Annotated in this window: 18 protein-coding genes; 6 read left to right on the top strand and 12 right to left on the bottom strand. The window is 72.5% G+C overall.

Annotation, left to right across the window (positions count from 1 at the left end):
- Position 1 precedes the first annotated feature (1 nt).
- The 3 genes from WA788_RS14710 to WA788_RS14700 form a co-directional block, all read right to left on the bottom strand.
- Positions 2 to 415 (bottom strand): anti-sigma regulatory factor, encoded by a 414-nt coding sequence (locus WA788_RS14710; protein WP_335977263.1) that lies wholly within the window; start codon positions 413 to 415, stop codon positions 2 to 4.
- 155 nt (positions 416 to 570) lie between these two features.
- Positions 571 to 1,128: a GNAT family N-acetyltransferase gene (locus tag WA788_RS14705; protein WP_335977262.1), complete on the bottom strand. Its 558-nt coding sequence runs from the start codon at positions 1,126 to 1,128 to the stop codon at positions 571 to 573.
- Between the two features lie 52 nt (positions 1,129 to 1,180).
- Positions 1,181 to 2,071, bottom strand: a complete 891-nt coding sequence (locus WA788_RS14700; RefSeq protein ID WP_335977260.1) for a 1-aminocyclopropane-1-carboxylate deaminase/D-cysteine desulfhydrase — start codon at positions 2,069 to 2,071, stop codon at positions 1,181 to 1,183.
- A 290-nt stretch (positions 2,072 to 2,361) separates the two neighbouring features.
- Between WA788_RS14700 and WA788_RS14695 the strand changes: the two genes are divergently transcribed.
- On the top strand, positions 2,362 to 3,279 hold the full coding sequence (locus WA788_RS14695) for a MurR/RpiR family transcriptional regulator (RefSeq protein WP_335977259.1): 918 nt from the start codon (positions 2,362 to 2,364) through the stop codon (positions 3,277 to 3,279).
- Between the two features lie 30 nt (positions 3,280 to 3,309).
- On the opposite strand, the gene WA788_RS14690 is transcribed toward WA788_RS14695, so the two are convergent.
- The gene (locus WA788_RS14690; protein WP_335977257.1) at positions 3,310 to 5,331 is read right to left on the bottom strand and encodes an N-acetylmuramoyl-L-alanine amidase; all 2,022 of its coding nucleotides are present in this window, start codon (positions 5,329 to 5,331) and stop codon (positions 3,310 to 3,312) included.
- 264 nt (positions 5,332 to 5,595) lie between these two features.
- On the opposite strand from WA788_RS14690, the gene WA788_RS14685 reads away from it, so the two are divergent.
- Both WA788_RS14685 and trxA read left to right on the top strand, forming a co-directional pair.
- Positions 5,596 to 6,024 (top strand): MerR family transcriptional regulator, encoded by a 429-nt coding sequence (locus WA788_RS14685; protein WP_335977256.1) that lies wholly within the window; start codon positions 5,596 to 5,598, stop codon positions 6,022 to 6,024.
- The gene (gene trxA, locus WA788_RS14680) at positions 6,021 to 6,368 is read left to right on the top strand and encodes a thioredoxin (RefSeq protein WP_335977253.1); all 348 of its coding nucleotides are present in this window, start codon (positions 6,021 to 6,023) and stop codon (positions 6,366 to 6,368) included. The genes WA788_RS14685 and trxA overlap by 4 nt, the downstream gene beginning before the upstream one ends.
- 116 nt (positions 6,369 to 6,484) lie before the next feature.
- Here trxA and sodN read toward each other — a convergent pair whose 3' ends face one another.
- The gene (gene sodN, locus WA788_RS14675; protein ID WP_335977251.1) at positions 6,485 to 6,880 is read right to left on the bottom strand and encodes a superoxide dismutase, Ni; all 396 of its coding nucleotides are present in this window, start codon (positions 6,878 to 6,880) and stop codon (positions 6,485 to 6,487) included.
- 134 nt (positions 6,881 to 7,014) lie between these two features.
- Here sodN and sodX point away from each other — a divergent pair, with 134 nt between their 5' ends.
- Positions 7,015 to 7,440 (top strand): nickel-type superoxide dismutase maturation protease, encoded by a 426-nt coding sequence (sodX, locus tag WA788_RS14670; protein WP_335977250.1) that lies wholly within the window; start codon positions 7,015 to 7,017, stop codon positions 7,438 to 7,440.
- Here sodX and WA788_RS14665 read toward each other — a convergent pair.
- The 4 genes from WA788_RS14665 to WA788_RS14650 all read right to left on the bottom strand — a co-directional run bounded on the left by WA788_RS14665 (position 7,344) and on the right by WA788_RS14650 (position 10,962).
- Positions 7,344 to 7,976, bottom strand: coding sequence for a CGNR zinc finger domain-containing protein (locus tag WA788_RS14665; protein ID WP_335977248.1), 633 nt, complete (start codon positions 7,974 to 7,976; stop codon positions 7,344 to 7,346). The genes sodX and WA788_RS14665 overlap by 97 nt on opposite strands.
- A gap of 185 nt (positions 7,977 to 8,161) precedes the next feature.
- Positions 8,162 to 8,914, bottom strand: a complete 753-nt coding sequence (locus WA788_RS14660; RefSeq protein ID WP_335977579.1) for an amino acid ABC transporter ATP-binding protein — start codon at positions 8,912 to 8,914, stop codon at positions 8,162 to 8,164.
- 52 nt (positions 8,915 to 8,966) lie between these two features.
- Positions 8,967 to 9,998 (bottom strand): amino acid ABC transporter permease, encoded by a 1,032-nt coding sequence (locus tag WA788_RS14655; RefSeq protein WP_335977246.1) that lies wholly within the window; start codon positions 9,996 to 9,998, stop codon positions 8,967 to 8,969.
- Position 9,999: 1 nt separating this feature from the next.
- Complete coding sequence (locus WA788_RS14650; protein ID WP_335977245.1) at positions 10,000 to 10,962, bottom strand: ABC transporter substrate-binding protein; 963 nt, start codon at positions 10,960 to 10,962, stop codon at positions 10,000 to 10,002.
- 436 nt (positions 10,963 to 11,398) lie between these two features.
- Here WA788_RS14650 and WA788_RS14645 point away from each other — a divergent pair, with 436 nt between their 5' ends.
- A complete protein-coding gene (locus WA788_RS14645) occupies positions 11,399 to 12,613 on the top strand; it encodes an NAD(P)-dependent malic enzyme (protein ID WP_443034029.1) in 1,215 nt (404 codons plus the stop codon).
- Positions 12,614 to 12,756: 143 nt separating this feature from the next.
- On the top strand, positions 12,757 to 13,719 hold the full coding sequence (locus tag WA788_RS14640; protein ID WP_335977243.1) for a zinc-binding dehydrogenase: 963 nt from the start codon (positions 12,757 to 12,759) through the stop codon (positions 13,717 to 13,719).
- Here the strand turns inward: WA788_RS14640 and WA788_RS14635 are convergent.
- The 3 genes from WA788_RS14635 to WA788_RS14625 form a co-directional block, all read right to left on the bottom strand.
- Positions 13,709 to 14,713 carry a PadR family transcriptional regulator gene (locus WA788_RS14635; protein ID WP_335977240.1) on the bottom strand — a complete coding sequence of 335 codons (1,005 nt, stop codon included), beginning with the start codon at positions 14,711 to 14,713 and terminating at the stop codon, positions 13,709 to 13,711. The two genes, WA788_RS14640 and WA788_RS14635, sit on opposite strands and share 11 nt — an antisense overlap.
- A 1-nt stretch (position 14,714) precedes the next feature.
- On the bottom strand, positions 14,715 to 15,635 hold the full coding sequence (locus WA788_RS14630; protein ID WP_335977237.1) for a DUF4097 family beta strand repeat-containing protein: 921 nt from the start codon (positions 15,633 to 15,635) through the stop codon (positions 14,715 to 14,717).
- Positions 15,636 to 15,821: 186 nt separating this feature from the next.
- On the bottom strand, positions 15,822 to 16,004 hold the full coding sequence (locus WA788_RS14625) for a DUF6104 family protein (RefSeq protein WP_335977236.1): 183 nt from the start codon (positions 16,002 to 16,004) through the stop codon (positions 15,822 to 15,824).
- Positions 16,005 to 16,233: the final 229 nt, after the last annotated feature.

Here is a 16,233-nt window from a genome sequence, read left to right as displayed (position 1 = left end):
CTCACGACAGTCCGGGTACGGCGCCGCGCTTCTTGTGCAGACTGATGCTGACCGTCTGGTCCGGCGCGACGGTGGAGTCCACCTCGCCGGCCAGTGCGGACAGCACCGTCCAGGCGAAGGTGTCGCGCTCGGGCGCGCGCCCGTCGGTGGTCGGCGCCGAGACGGTCACCCACAACGAGTCGCCGACCAGCCGGAACACACAGCTCAGCACGGAACCGGGGACGGCTTGTTGCAGCAGGATCGCGCACGCCTCGTCGACCGCGATCCGCAGGTCCTCGATCTCGTCGAGGGTGAAGTCCAGCCGGGCGGCGAGTCCGGCCGTGGCCGTCCGCAGTACCGACAGATACGCTCCCGCCGCGGGCAGCCGGACCTCGACGAAGTCCTTCGACCCGGGCTCGCCTGCGATCTGGGACACCCACACCTCCAAGGTGGCACACAGTGATTGCTCTGGTTCGCAGCGACGCTACCGCGATCCGTGCCCGGCTGTCGCCCGGACGGCGCACGGCCCTTCCCATTCTGTCACCGATCGTAAGCGTACGGGTACGGAAGGTGGGGGTGCTCGCTGCCGGCTCAATACGTAGGAGTCGGCGTCTGGTTGGACGACGGGACACCGCCGCCGGTTGCATCCGGCCCCGAACCGGCGCGGGCGGCCAGCGCGTGCAGCGCCGGGCCGGACAGCCGCTGGACCGTCCACTCGTCCTGCGGCCGTGCCCCGATCGAGCGGTAGACGCCGAGCGCCTGTTCGTTCCAGTCCAGCACCGTCCACTCGAACCGCTCGTAGCCGCGTTCGACGCAGATCGCCGCGAGGGCGGCCAGCAGGGCCTTCCCGTGGCCGCCGCCGCGCAGCTCCGGGCGGACGTACAGGTCCTCCAGGTACATGCCCGGCTTGCCGGTCCAGGTGGAGAAGTTCCGGAACCACAGCGCGAACCCGGCCGGGCCCTCGCCGCCGGCCGCTGCGCCGTCGGGCTCCGCGATCAGCGCGGACGCCACCGCGTCGGGGCCGAACAGCGCCTCGCGCAGCTGCTCCAGGGTGGCCCGCGCTTCCTGCGGCGCCCGTTCGTAGGCGGCCAGTTCGCGGATCATCGCCTGGATGGCGGGGACGTCTTCGGGGGTCGCGGCGCGGATCATGCGACCAGGTTACGGCGGCGCGGTGTGGTGGCCGTAAAGGTGTTCGGCCGCATCAGCCGGTGATCACCGCGGCGACCCGGGTGCCGGGCGGGAAGGCACCCTCGCCGGCGAGGAGGAAGACGGCGTGCAGCGCCTTGGCGACGTAGACGCGCTCCACCGGCCGGCCGTCCAGCGCCTCGCGGTGCCGGCCGGCGAAGTCGTCGGTGAACGCCGCCAGCTCGGGGGTGGTGCGGGCGAAGCCGCCGGCGTGGCAGCGGTCCTCCACCCGCCAGTCGCCGCGCCGCTCGCCGAAGGCGTCGTGCTGGAGGCGCAGCACCTCCTCAGTGAGGAAGCCGCCGCGCAGCGCCGCCACGCCGATCGCGCGGACCGGCGGCGGCAGTCCGGCCGCCAGTCCGGCGAGGGTGCCGCCGGTGCCGCAGGCGACGGCCACCACGTCGGCGGCGGTGCCGATCTCCCGGCCCAGGGCCGTGCAGCCGCGCACCGCGGCCGGGTTGGAGCCGCCCTCGGGGATGACGTGGGCCGGGCCGTACCGCTCCAGCAGGGGGGCCAGCACGTCGGGCGCGGTCTTGCGGCGGTAGGCGGCGCGGTCCAGGAAGTGCAGCACCATGCCGTCCGCGGCGGCGCCGGCGAGGGAGGCGTTGAGCGGGCGGTGGGCCAGTTCGTCGCCGCGGACCACGCCGACCGTGCGCAGGCCGAGCAGGCGGCCGGCGGCCGCGGTGGCCCGCAGGTGGTTGGAGTAGGCGCCGCCGAAGGTCAGCAGGGTGCGGTGGCCCGCCGCCTCGGCCGCGGCCAGGTTCGGGCCGAGCTTGCGGAACTTGTTGCCCGGGAGGTCCGGATGGGCCAGGTCGTCCCGTTTGAGCAGCAGTCGTACGCCGTGCCGGGCCAGCCGCTCGTCGGCCACCTCCACCAGGGGAGTCGGCACCCTTCCCGCCAGTACGCTCACCCGTCCATTCTCCCGAGTGCGGGGGCCCTCCGGGGGTGGGGTGACCCTCCGGGGCGGATGCTTCTGTCGGCTCCGGGACCACCCGCCGGCCGGTGGCCGGTCGCGCAGTTCCCCGCGCCCCTGGCTCTGCTCGGGTCCTCCGGCCCGGGAGGCGGCAGATCCGGCGCGGTTGCTCGCGCCCTTGGCTCTGCTCGGGTCCCTCGGCCCGGGAGGCGGCAGAACCACCCGCTTGAGGGGTATCGGTGCACAAGTGTCACCCGGCCGGGTGACAGTGGTGCATTCTTACTCCCGTGCCTGAAACCGATGCCAGACCCGTGCGGTCCGCCGCGGCGGGAGTCACTGCGGTCAGTGACGCGGGGGACGCGCTCACCGCGACCGTGCGCGGCCTGTTGCCGTCGCTGACGCCGGCGGCGGCCCGGATCGCGACGCTGATCGTGCGCGACCCCGCGAAGGTCGCGCGCAGCACGATCTCGGAGCTGAGCGCGCTGGCCGGCACGAGCGAGTCCTCGATCGTGCGCACCGCGCGGGCGCTGGGGTTCGCCGGCTACCCCGAACTGCGGCTCGCGCTGGCCGCGTCGGCGGCCCGGCAGGGGCCGCGCTCGACGCTGTCGGCGGGCATCACCCCCGACGACTCCGCCGAGGAGGTCATCGCCAAGCTGGTGCACACCGAGTCGCAGGCGGTGCAGGAGACGGCCACCCAACTGGACCCGGAGCAGCTTTCCGGCGCGGTCGGGGCGGTGTGCGGGGGCGGGCAGCTGCACATCGCGGGGGTCGGCGCCTCCGGGCTGGTCGCCCAGGACCTCCAGCAGAAGCTGGCCCGGGTCGGGCGGCCCTGCCACGCGCACGGCGACTCGCAGTCCGCGCTCACCAGCGCGGTGCTGCTCGGCGAGGGCGACGTGTTCCTGGCCGTCTCGCACTCGGGTGAGAGCCGGGACGTGCTCGAACCGCTGCGCCGGGCCTCGGCGTTGGGCGCCACCACGGTGGTGATCACCAACCACCCGATGTCCTCGGCGGCCCGGCTCGCCGACTTCGTGCTGGTGTCGGCGGGCCGGGAGACCACCTTCCGGCCGGGCGCGATGGCCAGCCGGATCAGCCAACTCGTGGTGGTCGACTGCCTGTTCGTGTGTGTGGCACAGCGCACCTTCGACCTGTCCAGCCGGGCGCTGCGGATCACCCACCAGGCGCTGGAGGGCGACCGGGCGCGCTGAGCGCCGCGCGCGACCGGCCGCCGCCCGGCGTCACTTCGCGGGCACCACGTCCACGTCGTCGGCGCTCACGAACGCCATCCGGTGGTTGTAGACGATCTCGTAGACCTTCGTCTGCCCGATGAAGTCGGTCCGGTCGTGGGGCGCGGAACCGTCGTAGTTGATCGCGAAGTACGAGTCGGTGTGCACCGCCGGGCCGGCGGCGACGTACGACTGCCCGGCCGCGATCGCGTACTTCTTCGCCGGGGTCTGCGGGCGCGGCGCGGTGCCGCCCTCGTAGGCGACGAAGTCCGCGGGGTAGACGGAGGCTTCGGGGTAGGCCGTGGTGTAGACGGGGATGGTGCTGCGGCCCGCCTTGGGCACGATCCGCTCGGCCGTCACCGGCACGGTGGTGGGGTGCTTCGCGGTGTCCTGGAGCCACGCCTCCTGGCCGCCGTACCAGATGGCGGTCCAGCCGGGCCGGCGGTCGGCCACGACGTACTGCTCACCGGCGGGGGCCTTGTCGCCCCAGTCGTTCATCGCGTCGGTGCCCGCGCCGGTCGGATGCAGGTAGGGGTCGGCGAGCAGCGGCGCGTCCGTGCTCGGCGCGGTGTACAGCGGCACGAAGCTGGACGGCGCGTCGCTGGAGGTCACCGGGCAGTCGAAGCTGCGGTAGGGGCCGGGGAACTGCTTGTAGCCCTGGACGTCGTCGCAGTACGTGGTGGTCTGCTTGTTGTCCTGGTAGCCGGGCTTGATCGCCACGACGTCGCTGCCCTGCGCGGCGGTGGCGTGGATCGGCGCGCCGAGCAGGTCGAAGAAGTGCTCCCAGTCCCAGCCCGGCCCCGGGTCCCAGTGCTGGGTGGCGATGCCGGTCTCGGTGCCGCCGGGGATGTTGTCGTGGCCGAGGATGTGCGCGCGGTCCAGCGGGACGTCGTACTTCGCCGCCAGGTACTTCACCAGCTGCGCGGTCGAGCGGTAGAGGTTCTCGCTGAACCAGGCGCCGCCGTGGGTGGCCCACGCCTCCTGCTCGATGCCGATCGAGTGCTGGTAGAAGGAGCGGTTGGCGCTGTCCCAGGCGATGTCCTTGTCCGGCGTCATCTGGGTGATCAGGCCGTCGGAGGAGCGCACCACGTAGTTCGCGCCGGCGAAGTAGGTCGGGTCGCGGAACAGGTCGAGGGTGCCGTCGTAGGTCTCGTCGGTGGTGTGCAGCGTGATGTAGCGGATGTCCAGGCCGCCGTTGGGGCGGTCGGCGATGTCGTGGCTGCCGTAGTCGCCGAGGTCGTCCGGGTCCAGCAGGGTGTAGGCGCCCGGAATGTAGTTGCACGTCACGGACTTGGGGCACTCGGGCTGCTGGTCGCTCTCGGGCGGCGTGACGTCGGTCAGGCCCAGCTTGCGCACGTCCGAGCGGTTCGGGTGCAGCCCGGCCAGCGGGGCCAGCGTGATCTGCTGGCCGTCGTCGGTGGTGCGGGCCTCGCCGGTGCGCAGGGCGCTCCACACGCCGTCGGCGAACGCCTGGGCGACCGAGTCCTCGGTGGACTGGCTGTAGCGCGCCGCGGCGGCGTACCAGCCGTCCACGGTCTTCGGCAGCCGGCCGTGCCCGTAGCCCTTGGCGTACGAGGCGAGCAGCGCGGCGCCGCCGCGGATGTTCTGCGCCTCGTCGCCGCGCACGGTGGCGGTGTCGGTGCCCAGCAGCGCGGCCGCGGCGGCCGCGGTGTGCTCGGCGGGTGCCTTGAGCAGGTCGGCGTAGCGCGGGGAGGCGGTCGTCAGGCCGTCGCCGTCGAGGTCCTGCGCGGTGAGGTCGGTGAGGTTCATCGGGCCGTAGCCCGCCTCGGCGTTCTCCTGCCCGGCGTGGTCCTCCCACCGGGTCTCGTAGAACGACACCGCTTCGAGCACCGGCGCGGGCACGCCGAACTCGGCGGCGGCCGCGGTGAATTCGGCCTGCCGGGTGGACTGCGGGTCCGCGGCCTGCGCGTCGGCGGTGGTCACCGCGGTCAGTGACAGGCCGGCCAGCAGCGACATCGCTGCCACCAGCGCGGCGGTTCTGCCGCGGCGCGGGCGGGTGAGGGGGTGGTGCATCCAGGCTCCTCGCGTTCAGGTCGGGCGGGCAGAGCGCGGCCCGCGCGGTGCGCGCACGGGGGGTGCGCGGGCGCGGATTCGCGCAAGTGCTGCGCCGCAGCCTGGCGAGGTCGGCTGGCAGTAAGCAACCTCCTAGACGTAAATCCTGAAAGTTTTCTTCACCGGCCGGGGTGCGGGTCGCCGCGAGTCGGGTGATTCCGGACCGGCCGCGGGTGCGCGCCGAGGCTGGCCTTGACGCGCACGTCAAGGTCTACGGTCGTCCGTATGCGCATCGGTGAACTCGCGGACCGGGCGGGCACCACGACCCGTACCCTCCGCTACTACGAATCCCTCGGGCTGCTGCCGCCTGCCGGGCGCGCCGCCAACGGCTACCGCTCCTACGGCGACGAGCACGTGCGCATGCTGGCGCAGATCCGCACCTTGCAGGACTTCGGCTTCGGCCTGGAGGAGACCCGGCCGTTCGTGGAGTGCCTGCGGGCCGGCCACGAGGCCGGGGACACCTGTGCGGACTCGCTCGCGGTCTACCGCCGCAAGCTCGCCGAACTGGACGCGTGCGTGGCGCGGTTGAGGTCCGTACGGGACCAGGTGGCCGCGCAGCTCGCCCGGGCGGAGCTGGCCGCGGGGGCCGCACAGGCCGCCGGGGAACCGATGTGCGAGCTGGCACCGCCGACCGAGAGGACTCCTACGCCATGACCGCCGCCACCACTCATCTGCACCCCGGGGTGCCCGTCACCACCGACGCGACCTTCGCCGCCGACGTGCTCGGCTCCGACCTGCCGGTGCTGGTCGACTTCACCGCGTCCTGGTGCCCGCCCTGCCGCATGATCGCGCCGGTGCTCGCGGAGATCGCCGCCGAGGAGGCCGGCCGGCTGCGGGTCGTCCAACTCGACGTGGACACCAATCCGGCCACCCAGTCCGCCTACGGGGTGCTGTCGATGCCGACGCTGATGCTCTTCCGGGCCGGCGAGCCGGTCAAGGCGCTGGTGGGCGCGCGGCCCAAGCGGCGCCTGCTGCAGGAACTGTCCGACGAGATCTGACCCCGCCCGCCCGCCCACGAAAACGGCCCCGCCCGGTGCCGCCCCCACACGCACCTAAACGTGGGAAACGCCACACGGAACGGGACCGTCGACCGCCTGCCGGATACGGCGGGCGGTCACGCCTTCTTGGTCTCCCAGAAGATCGTGTCGATCTCGGCGATCAGGTCGAGGGCCTTCTGGCCGGTCGCCGGGTCGTTCGACGCCTTGGCGGCGCTGAGCGCCTTCAGCGTGTCGTTGACGAGCTGGTGAAGCTGCGGGTACTTCTCGAAGTGCGGGGCCTTGAAGTAGTCGCTCCACAGCACCGAGACGTGGTGCTTGGCGAGTTCCGCGCGCTGCTCCTTGATCAGGACAGCGCGGGTGCGGAAGTCAGCGTCCTCGTTGGCCTGGTACTTCTCCTGCACCGCCTTCACGGACTCGGCCTCGATGCGGGCCTGGGCCGGGTCGTACACGCCGCAGGGCAGGTCGCAGTGGGCGCTTACCTTCACCTTGGGCGCGAACAGGCGAGTGAACATGGCCGTCCTTCCTCGTGATCGTCTTTCAGGTGCGACATTACTCCCTGGGGTAGGGGATTTCCCGGCTGCCCCAGGTGGCTTAGGACGAAAGTCTGGTGTCACTCTGGTGGAAGCAACGAACCTGGAGGCGGAGGATGCGCGAGCAGGGGGCGAGGCTGTCGTGGCAGCTCGTCGAGGTCACCGGCCCGTCGATGGCACCGACACTGCTGCACGGCGACTGGCTGCTGATCCAGAAGGTCAGCAGCGGAGCCGAGCAGGTGCGCGAGGGGGACGTGGTGGTGATGCGCCACCCGCTCCAGCAGGACCTGCTCATCGTGAAACGGGCGGTCGAGCGCCGAGACAACGGCTGGTGGGTGATGGGGGACAACGCCTTCGTCGCCAACGACAGCCGGGAGTTCGGCACCGTGCCGGACGACCTGGTGCTGGCCCGCGCCAGGGGCCGCTTCCGGCCACCGGGGGAGCTTCAGCGCTCGGTGGCGGGCGTGGCGTCCTGGGTGGCCTCCTGCGTGCGCCCGCTGCGCGCGGACCGGTCGTTCTCCAGGCGCTTGCGGGCCCGGTAGGCCGCGACGTTCGCGCGGGTGGCGCAGCGGTCGGAGCAGTACCGGCGCGAACGGTTCGTCGATGTGTCGACATACGCGTTGCGGCATGGGGATGCTTCGCAGATTCCCAGCCGGTCCACGCCCAGGGAGGTGACCTGGACCGCCAGCCCCATGCAGGCGCTCGCGGAGTACGCGGCGGCGGCGTTCGCCGCGTGGTCGGCCAGGTGCAGGTGCCAGTCCGGCCGGCCGGTCTCCTCGTTGACCAGCGTGTGGCCGGAGACCTGCGGGCTGACCGGGAACTCCAGCATCAGCGCGTTGAGCACGTCGACCGCGCGGACCTCCTCCTGCGCGTCGGCCGCCTCGAAGACGCCGCGCAGCCGCGTGCGTACCGCCCGCAGCCGCGCCACGTCGCTCTCCGTGACCCGGCCCAGCAGCTGCGAGTTGCTGCCGAGCAGGTCCCGTACGGCGTCGGTCGAGGTCAGGGTGTCGGTGCCGCGCCGCGGTTCCTCGGTGTTCACCAGGCGCACGGCGTAATCCGCGTAGTAAGCCAGTTCCACTTGAGGTCCTTACTGGGGGCGGCCACGCCTGCGTAACGGCCGCTCGGGCTACCAGGGTATTACGTACGCCGGTGCGGGCCGGGGTATGCCGGGCGGGCGAGGTGCGGGCCGGGCACGCCGGTGCGGCCGGCCCGCACCGGCGGGTCCCCGGGGCGTCCGGGGCTGCCCCGGGGACCCGCCGGCGGTCACAGCACCTTGGACAGGAACGCCTTGGTGCGCTCGTGCCTCGGACTGGTCAGCACGTCACGCGGGTGGCCGGACTCCACGACCTGGCCGTCGTCCATGAAGACCAGCGCGTCGCCGACCTCGCGGGCGAAGCCCATCTCGTGGGTGACCACGATCATCGTCATGCCGTCCTCCGCCAGCCCGCGCATCACGTCGAGCACGTCGCCGACGAGTTCGGGGTCGAGCGCGGAGGTCGGCTCGTCGAAGAGCATCAGCTTGGGCTCCATCGCCAGTGCCCGGGCGATCGCCACCCGCTGCTGCTGGCCGCCGGAGAGCTGGGACGGGTAGTTGGCCGCCTTGTCGGCCAGCCCCACCCGGTCCAGCAGGCGGGCGGCCCGCTCCCGGGCCACCGCCCTGCTCTCCCGGCGCACCTGCACCGGGCCCTCCATGACGTTCTCGATCGCGGTCAGGTGCGGGAAGAGGTTGAAGCGCTGGAAGACCATCCCGATGTCCCGCCGCTTGGCGGCCACTTCACGGTCGCGCAGCTCGTAGAGCTTCCCGCCGTGCTCCCGGTAGCCGATCAACTCGCCGTCGACGTACAGCCGTCCGGCGCTGATCTGCTCCAGGTGGTTGACGCACCGCAGGAAGGTGGACTTGCCGGAACCGGACGGGCCGATCAGGCAGAACACCTCGCCCGGCGCCACCTCCAGGTCGATGCCCTTGAGGATGTGCGCGGCCCCGAAGGACTTGTGCACCGCCTCGGCCCGCACCATCGGTCCGCCGCCGGAGCCCGCCGGCCCGGCGCCCTTGCTGGTCGTGCTCATCTCAGGCCACCTTCGGTCGGCGCACGGTGGACAGGTTGGTCCTGATCCTCTGCCACGGGGTCTGCGGCAGCGAGCGCTGCGAACCGCGCGCGTACCGCCGCTCCAGGTAGAACTGGCCGACGCTGAAGACGCTGGTCAGCACCAGGTACCAGATCGAGGCGACGAAGTACATCTCCATGATCGCGGTGGTGTCGCTGCCGATGTTGGTGGCCGCGCGCAGCAGTTCGGTGTACTGCACCACTGAGACCAGCGACGAGGTCTTGAGCATGTTGATGAACTCGTTGCCGGTCGGCGGGATGATCACCCGCATCGCCTGCGGCAGCACGATCCGGCGCATGGTGCGCGCGCCGGTCATGCCGAGCGCCTGCGCCGCCTCGGACTGCCCCACGTCCACCGACTGGATGCCGGCCCGGACGATCTCGGCCATGTACGCGCCCTCGTTGAGCCCGAGGCCCAGCAGCGCGGCGACGAACGGGGTCATCACGGCGGTGGTGTCGTTCTTGTACAGCGGCATCAGGTTGATGGTGTGGAAGATCAACGCGAGGTTGAACCACATCAGCAGCTGCACGTACACCGGGGTGCCGCGGAAGAACCAGATGTACAGCCACGCGACGGCGCCGGTCACCGGGTTCTTCGACAGCCGCATCACCGCCAGGAGAACGCCCAGCACCAGGCCCATGGCCATGGAGCACACCGAGATCAGGATGGTGTGCCAGGTGCCCTGGAGGATCGTGTGGTCGAAGAGCCGGCTGCGGACGGTGCCCCACAGGATGTCGCCCTGGGAGAAGGCGTAGCCGAGCCAGCCCAGCAGCCCGAGGACGACCAGCCCGGCCACCCAGCGCCCGTAGTGGCGCACCGGGATGGCGCGGATCGGTTCGTACGGGACGACCTGGGGCGGGACCGCGGCGCCGCCGCCGGGCGGGGTCTCGGGCGGGGTCTCGGGCGGCGTCTCGGACGGGGTCTCCGCTGGCGTCTCCGACGGGGTGTCCGCCGGGGTGTCCGCCGGGTCCGGGCCGGTCACTGCACCGGCCATGTCAGGAGCCGCCGTTGATCGAGGCCGTCTTCACCGCGCCGCTGTCGGCGTTCCACTTGTGCAGCACCTGGGCGTAGCTGCCGTCCTGGATGATCGCGTTCAGCGCCTGCTGGAGGGCGTCCCGCAGCTGGCTGTTGCTCTTGTCGAGCGCGATCCCGAACGGGCCGGCGTCGGCGGGGGAGCCGGCGATCTGGAAGTCCTTGCCGCCCCCGGACTTCTGCGCGATGTACGCGGCCACCGGGGTGTCGTTGAGGTCGGCGACCGCGCCGCCGGCCTTGACCCGGGTCTGCGCCTCGGCGTCGGTGTCGAACGCCTGGATCGTCAGGCCCTTGGAGCCGCAGGCCGTCTTCTGCTTCTTGAAGGCGTCCTCGTAGATCGTGCCGCGCTGCACCGCGACGGTCTGGCCGCACACGTCGGCGAGCGCGTTGATGTTCTTCGGGTTGCCCTTCTGTACCAGCAGCGAGGAGCCGGACATGTAGTAGTCGACGAAGTCGACGCCTTTTCCGGTCTTCTTGCCCTTGTCGTCCAGTCCCTGCTGGCGGTCCTTGGTGTCGCTCATAGCGGACATCACGATGTCCTCGCGGCCGGTGTACAGCGAGGTGATCAGACCGTCGAACTGGCCGTTGGTGAACTCGAACCGTACGCCCAGCTGCTTGGACAGCGCCGCGCCGAGGTCGGGGTCTATGCCGATGATCTTGCCGTCGGACGTCTGCTCCATCGGCGCGTACGAGGCGTCGGTGCCGACCTTGATGACACCGGCGTCCTGGTACTTCTTCGGCAGCTTCGCGAAGAGCGGGGCCGCGGACTTGCTGGTCGAGGAGGTGGCGCCGGACGAACTACCCGAGTCGTCCTTCTTGGTCTGGTCGCCGCACCCGGTGAGGACCAGGGCGCCGGCGACCGCGAGGGCGGCGACCGCGGTGATGCGGGTGCGGGGGGATGTACACCGAGGGGAGCCTGCGGTCATCGCTGTGTCCTCCAACAAAACGAGCATGTCACTGCGTTCGGACCTTGGGTGTGGGGGGCACGCGTCTTCGAGTACCGCCACCCAGTGTGATCCGTGCATCTTGCCATCCGGACAGCCCCTGACAGGGTTCTCGTTGTGTCAAAATCGGATAACGGGCCATCCCCGGGCTGCCATCGGGCCGGCACACCAAGGCCGGACCACGATGCGGCCGTGTCGTCCTGACCGCCCCCGCGAGGGGCGGCGGCTTCCGGTACAGCTTCCGGTACAACAGGACCTTCACCCCCATCCGGGGCCCACGGCGTGCGTGCGGCACGCCCGGCGCCGCGCTGCCACCTCGGTTACTCGTACCCCGGTGGCGCCGGCGCTCCGCCCACCCGCCCCGCCCAGCCGGCGGATGGGCACCTCAACCCTCACTTCTCGACCAAGGGGTCACACAGTGGCAGCGGAGATCGTCAATCCCGGCAACGTCGCGGACGCCGCGGCGACGGACGAGCAGTTCCCGATCGACCCGGTGTTCGCCCTGCACCGCGGCGGCAAGATGGCGGTGGCCGCCACCGTCCCGGTCCGCGACGCGGACGACCTGTCGCTCGCGTACACGCCCGGCGTCGCCGAGGTGTGCACCGCGATCGCCGAGCAGCCGGAGCTGGTGCACGACTACACGTGGAAGTCGCAGGTCGTCGCGGTGGTCACCGACGGCACCGCGGTGCTCGGGCTGGGCGACATCGGGCCGGAGGCGTCGCTGCCGGTGATGGAGGGCAAGGCGATCCTCTTCAAGCAGTTCGGCGGGGTGGACGCGGTGCCGATCGCGCTGGCCTGCACGGACGTCGACGAGATCGTGGAGACGGTGGTGCGGCTCGCGCCGTCCTTCGGCGGGGTGAACCTGGAGGACATCTCCGCGCCGCGCTGCTTCGAGATCGAGCGGCGGCTGAAGGACGCGCTGGACATCCCGGTCTTCCACGACGACCAGCACGGCACCGCGGTGGTCACGCTCGCGGCGCTGCGCAACGCGGCCACGCTCACCGGGCGTTCGCTCGGCGAGCTGCGGGCGGTGATCTCCGGGGCGGGCGCGGCCGGGGTCGCGATCGCGAAGATCCTCGTGGAGGCGGGCGTCGGGGACGTCGCGGTCACCGACCGCAAGGGCGTGGTGCACGCGGGCCGGGACGACCTCAACGAGGTCAAGCGGGAGCTGGCTTCGTATACGAACAAGGCGGGGCTGACCGGTTCGCTCGCCGACGCGCTGGCCGGCGCGGACGTCTTCATCGGCGTCTCGGGCGGCACCGTGCCGGAGGAGGCGGTGGCGCGGATGGCGCCGGGCTGCTTCGTCTTCGCGATGGCCAACCCCACGCCCGAGGTGCACCCGGACGTCGCGCACCGCTACGCGGCGGTGGTGGCCACCGGGCGCAGCGACTTCCCCAACCAGATCAACAACGTGCTCGCCTTCCCGGGGATCTTCGCCGGCGCCATGCAGGTGCGGGCCTCCGCGATCACCGAGGGCATGAAGCTGGCCGCGGCCGAGGCGCTCGCCGCGGTGGTCGCGGGCGAGCTGTCCGCCGACCACGTGATCCCGTCCCCGTTCGACCCCCGCGTGGCCCCGGCGGTCACCGCGGCCGTTGCGGCCGCCGCCCGCGCCGAGGGCACCGCCCGCAGGTAGCCGTGACCGACCTGGCCCCGGCCCGGGACGAGCGGCGCGTGCGACCGCCCTCCCGGGCCGCCGGCGCCCCGTGCGGTGGCGCGTTCGGCGCTGCGCAGCAGGGGTGCTTTCGTACTGGTGGGTAGGGGGCCTAGGGTCGGGGGATGTTTGCTGTGTATGCGGGGCGGATCGATGCCGAGCAGCCGCTGCGGGGGCTGGAGTCGGGGGAGCGGCCGGCGCCGGAGCGGCGCGAGGGGTGGAGCCGGGTCGAGGTGCGGGCGGCCTCGCTCAACCACCACGACCTGTGGTCGCTGCGGGGGGTGGGGCTGGGCGAGGAGAGCCTGCCGATGATCCTCGGCTGCGACGCGGCCGGGGTGGACGAGGACGGCAACGAAGTGGTGCTGCACTCGGTGATCGGCCAGACCGGGCACGGGGTCGGCCCGCGTGAGCGGCGCTCGCTCCTCACCGAGAAGTACCAGGGCACCTTCGCCGAGCAGGTCGCGGTGCCGACGTGGAACCTGCTGCCCAAGCCGCCGGAGCTGTCCTTCGAGGAGGCGGCCTGCCTGCCCACGGCATGGCTGACCGCCTACCGGATGCTCTTCACCAACGCCGGGGTCCGCCCGGGCGACTCGGTGCTGGTGCAGGGCGCGGGCGGCGGCGTGGCCACCGCGGCGATCGTGCTGGCCAAGGCCGCCGGCCTGCGCGTCTACACCACCAGCCGCAGCCCCGCCAAGCGGGAGAGGGCCCAGGGGTTGGGCGCCCACGGGGCGTACGAGCCCGGCGCGCGGCTGCCGGAGCGGGTGGACGCGGTGATCGAGACGGTCGGCGCGGCCACCTGGTCGCACTCGGTGAAGTCGCTGCGCCCGGGCGGCACCCTGGTGATCTCGGGTGCCACCAGCGGCGCCAACCCGCCCGCGACGGAGCTCAACCGGATCTTCTTCCTGGAGTTGAAGGTCGTCGGGTCCACGATGGGCACGAAGGACGAGCTGGAGGACCTGCTCGCGTTCTGTGCCGCGACCGGGGTGCGCCCGGTGATCGACTCGGTGCTGCCGCTGGACCGGGCCCGGGAGGGCTTCGAACGGCTGGCGGCGGGCGAGGTGTTCGGCAAGCTGGTGCTCACGACGTAGGTCCGCGGCCGTGCAGCGCGGCGGTGATGTGCGCCGCCGCGGTGGACAGGTGGCGCCGTACCTCGCGGAGCTGCGCGTCGGTGACGCCGTGGTCGCGGGCGGTGTCGCGGACGCTGTCGCGGAAGCGGTCCAGCAGCCGTTCGAGGTCGCGGCGCGGATCGTCGGAGGGCGGCAGGCCGTCGTCGGGCTCGTCGGCGCCGGGCTCGCCCGCGGTGGACTTGCCGGCGCCGGGCGGGGCCGGGGGTGCGGGGGGCGCGGGCGGCGGCGGGGCGGTGGGCGGTGCGGGCTTGGCCGCGCCGGCCGGCGGCTGGCCGAACTGGCCCAGCTCGCGGGTGAGTTCGGCCAGGCCCTCGCGCAGCCCGCTCTGCCAGTCGCCGGCCTTCGCGTGCGACTGCACATGCTCCTGGACCTGCCGGGCGATCCGCTGCATCTCGTCGCGGGCGGAGTCCATCGCGTCGCGGGTGGCCTCGCGCGCGGCCTCGCGGGCCGCCTTGGCCTGGCGGCGGGCGTCGCGCGCCTCCTCCTTGGCGCGGCGGCTCTCCTCCTTCGCCCGCTTGGTCTGCTCCTTCCACTGCTGGTGCGCCCCGCCGCGGTCGTCGGGGTGCGCGCGGGCCTGCTGGGAGGCGGCGCGCACCTCGCGGCGCAGGTCGCCGGCGGCGCCCCGGACGTCCTCGCGGATCTCGGCGGCCAGCGAGGAGACCGACTCGCGGATCTCGGCCTCCAGCCCGGCGATCTCGTCGGCCCGGGAGGCGAGTTCGGCGCGGCCCTCGGCGGTCAGCGCGTAGACCTTGCGGCCGCCCTCGGTGGAGTGGGTGACCAGGCCCTCCTGCTCCAGCTTGGCGAGCCGCGGGTAGACGGTGCCGGCGGAGGGCGCGTACAGGCCCTGGAAGCGCTCCTCCAGCAGGCGGATCACCTCGTAGCCGTGCCGGGGGGACTCGTCGAGCAGCTTCAGCAGGTACAGCCGCAGCCGGCCGTGGGCGAAGACGGGGGGCATGTCAGACGTCCTTCCGCAGCGAGGGGGCGTCGCCGTCCGGGTGGCCGGGGCCCTCGGGGCTGTCAGAGCTGTCGGGGCTCTCGGGCCCGCCGGGGCTGTCGGGGTCGTCCACCGGGGGGCGGCGCAGCAGCGCCAGGGAGCCGGACACCGTGGTCGCCTTCAGCCGGGCGGTGCCGCGGCCGATCCGCCCGGTGATCCGCTTCGCGCCCCAGCCGCCGGACACCCGCAGCTCGTCGAAGGCGCAGAAGACGCTGCCGCTGGTGGTGTTGGCGTCGACCTCGGCGTCGCCCGGCTCGGGGATGCGCAGCGCGATCTCGCCGGAGACGGTGTTCAGCCGCACCTCGCCGCCGGCCGACGGGTCCAGGTCGAGCACGATGCTGCCGCTGACGGAGTCGGCGCGGACCTCCCGCCCGGCGCCGTCGACCACGGTCAGGTTGCCGGAGACGGTGCTGAACCGCAGGTCACCGGAGAGCGCCTGCGCCTCCACGTTGCCGCCGACGGTGTGCGCCTTGACCGGGCCGCTCAGGCCCACCAGGGTCGCGTCCCCGTTGACGCCGTGCACCGTGGTGGCGCCGCTGATCCCGGAGACCACCGCGTTCGCGCCGACCACGCCGACCTCGACCCTGGTGTGCTGCGGCACCGCGAGGGAGATCTCGGCGCGCCGCGTCCAGCCCTTGCGCTCCAGCCACTTGGTGAAGCCCTTCCACTCCAGGTCCTCGTAGCCGACGCTGAGCGTGCCGTGGTCCAGCCGGACCCTCAGCGGCGGGCCGTCCAGCGCGGTGATCTCCACTCTGGCCGGGCCGTCGTCGGCGCCGACGACGTTGACCGCTCCGTTGACGATCCGGACCTTCAGGGTGTCGATCCGCTCGTCGAAGACGAACTTCTCCGGCCCGGCGACGTGCCGCTCCGACGTCCCGCTCATCGTGCCCCTCCTCGGGTACCCGGCCAACGCAACATATCGCGTCTTCCGAAAGACACGATATATCGCGTGCTGCACAAGTCAAGCGGTTGTCGTCGCCAGGCGCCCCGCACCCGGGCGCGGGGCGGGGCCGCGGCCCTGGTCGGGGCGCCCGCGGGGTACGGCCGGTTTTCCGGCAACCGGAAGCCGCTACTCGTCGTCTTCCTCGTCATCCAGGCGGGCCAGCCAGGTGGCCAGCCGCTCGACCGGCACCTCGAACTCGGGGTTGAGGTCGACGAACTCGCGCAGCCGGTCGGCCAGCCACTCCAGGCTCACCTCCTCCTCGCCGCGCCGGTCGGCCAGTTCCTCGATACCGCGGTCGGTGAAGTACAAGATCTGCTCCGGAACAGGGGTGGGACGGGCTGTGGCAGGGCAGGGACAGCGCAGGAGGCGCCGGGGGGCGGTGCCGCCCGGGCGGGCGGCGGGGCCGGCGGTCCCCAGGCCCGCACACGGTCAAGGATAGGCAGTGTCCGGGAAGGACCCCGCGCAGGTCGGGCGGGCGATAACCTTCCTTGCACGACCCGGCAGTGGGGGGATTGAGCAGGTGCGGACGGCGGTGAGG

This window comes from Streptomyces sp. CA2R106, assembly GCF_037034245.1.
Classification (GTDB): Bacteria; Actinomycetota; Actinomycetes; order Streptomycetales; family Streptomycetaceae; genus Actinacidiphila.
Note: the sequence above shows the minus strand (reverse complement) of the source record. Positions and strands in the feature narration are given on the sequence as shown.